We start from the raw sequence: 1,785 nt of genomic DNA, 5'->3' as shown, positions 1-1,785 counted from the left end.
CCGTGGAGTCTTGTCTGATCAGCGATACCCTTGAGGCCTGATTTGCCGGCTCAAGGGTGAGGCCATGCTGGACCGGAAAACGATTGAGAAGCTTGGTGGCTGGGAGGGCTATCGGGTGGAGCGGGTGGCATGGCCTGAGGATGGTAGTCGGACTGTCACGATCCACCTCAAGCCATCGGCACGGATGATGTACTGCGAGCACTGCGGCGGCCGCTGCAGGCAGGTGCACGAGACGACAGTGCGCCGGGTACGGGATCTGCCGATGATGGCGTTTCGTGTTGCTTTGGTGGTTCCCCGGCGGCGGGTCTGGTGCGATCAGTGTGGTGGTCCGCGGCTGGAGAAGCTGAGCTGGCTGGGTCGCTATCAGCGGGTTACGGACCGGCTGGCTGAGGCAGTCAACCAGTTGCTTGCTTCCAGCAACATCCTGGCGGTCTCCCGCTTCTTCCAGCTCGGGTGGCACACGGTCAAAGCACTGGATAAAGCCCTGTTGCGCCAGACGGTTCGAGAGCCGGACTGGAGTCAGATTCACTATCTGGCGATGGACGAGTTTGCGCTGCACAAAGGCCATCGCTACGCCACCGTCGTTGTCGATCCGATCAGTCGTCAGGTGTTGTGGCTCGGCAATGGCCGCTCCCGCGACACTGTCGCGTCCTTCTTCAAGCAGCTTCCCACGGGTATCGCCGAGCAGATCCGAGCTGTAGCGATCGACATGACGACTGCCTATGAGCTGGAGATTCGGGCCAACTGTCCCAACGCCGAGATCGTCTACGACTTGTTTCATGTGGTGGCCAAATATGGCCGTGAAGTGGTCGACCGGGTTCGTGTCGACCAGGCCAACAAGCTGCGGCACGACAAACCAGCCCGTCGGGTGATCAAGTCCAGTCGCTGGCTGCTTCTGCGCAACCAGGAGAACCTTGATCGGCGGCAAACCGTGCAACTGAGCGAGCTACTTGAAGCCAACCAGCCGCTGCTCACCGCCTATCTCATGCGCGATGAGCTGAAGCGTTTGTGGTTCTACCGCCGCCCTGGCTGGGCCCAGCAGGCGTGGGACCGCTGGCTGGAACAAGCTCAGAGCAGCGGAATCGCTGCACTGGCCTTGTTCGCACAACGGCTCAAAGCCTATCTGCACGGGATCCTGTCTCGCTGCCGACACCAGCTCAACACCAGCATCGTCGAAGGCATCAACAACACCATCAAGGTCATCAAACGCCGGGCCTACGGCTATCGGGATCAGGAGTACTTCTTCCTGAAGATCCGCGCCGCCTTCCCCGGTATTCCACGATGAACCAAGAAAAAGCCCCTGAGCTTGCGCTCAGGGGCTTTCTTTACATCTGGCGGAGCGGGAGGGATTCGAACCCTCGATAGAGTTTTAAGCCCTATACTCCCTTAGCAGGGGAGCCCCTTCAGCCACTCGGGCACCGCTCCAGTGTTCTTGATCCGCCGCTGCGCTGTTTCATCTCAGCGGGGGCGCGAAGAATAACTTTTTTCKCACCCGAAGGTAAAGCCTTAATCCGAAGAATTTTCACTTCCGGATGCATTCGGCTCGTCGCCGCGCTGGATCCGCTGGTAAATCTCTTCCCGGTGCACGGCCACGTCCTTCGGAGCGGTGATGCCAATACGCACCTGGTTGCCCTTGACGCCGAGCACGGTCACGCTGACCGAGTCACCGATCATCAGGGTTTCGCCTACACGGCGAGTCAAGATCAACATTTTTGCAAGTCTCCAGGGAACCGGTGGTGTTTTCCCCACCGGCTTGGCGCCCAGCCAAGGAGCGCCCCACGACAA

2 protein-coding genes and 1 tRNA gene are annotated in these 1,785 nt (G+C 59.9%); 1 reads left to right on the top strand and 2 read right to left on the bottom strand.

What is annotated here, in order from left to right; translation table 11 throughout:
* Positions 1-64: 64 nt before the first annotated feature.
* A complete protein-coding gene (locus ACXJKH_RS19910) occupies positions 65-1,285 on the top strand; it encodes an ISL3 family transposase (protein ID WP_457321949.1) in 1,221 nt (406 codons plus the stop codon).
* 47 nt (positions 1,286-1,332) lie between these two features.
* Here ACXJKH_RS19910 and ACXJKH_RS19905 read toward each other — a convergent pair.
* Both ACXJKH_RS19905 and csrA read right to left on the bottom strand, forming a co-directional pair.
* A tRNA-Ser gene (locus ACXJKH_RS19905) sits at positions 1,333-1,425 on the bottom strand.
* Between the two features lie 81 nt (positions 1,426-1,506).
* Positions 1,507-1,710 carry a carbon storage regulator CsrA gene (gene csrA, locus ACXJKH_RS19900; RefSeq protein WP_019183311.1) on the bottom strand — a complete coding sequence of 68 codons (204 nt, stop codon included), beginning with the start codon at positions 1,708-1,710 and terminating at the stop codon, positions 1,507-1,509.
* Positions 1,711-1,785: the final 75 nt, after the last annotated feature.

The sequence above is a fragment of the Stenotrophomonas sp. P5_B8 genome, from assembly GCF_054049855.1.
The sequence above is the reverse complement of the archived record's forward strand: the minus strand, read 5'-3'. Positions and strand labels throughout refer to the sequence as shown.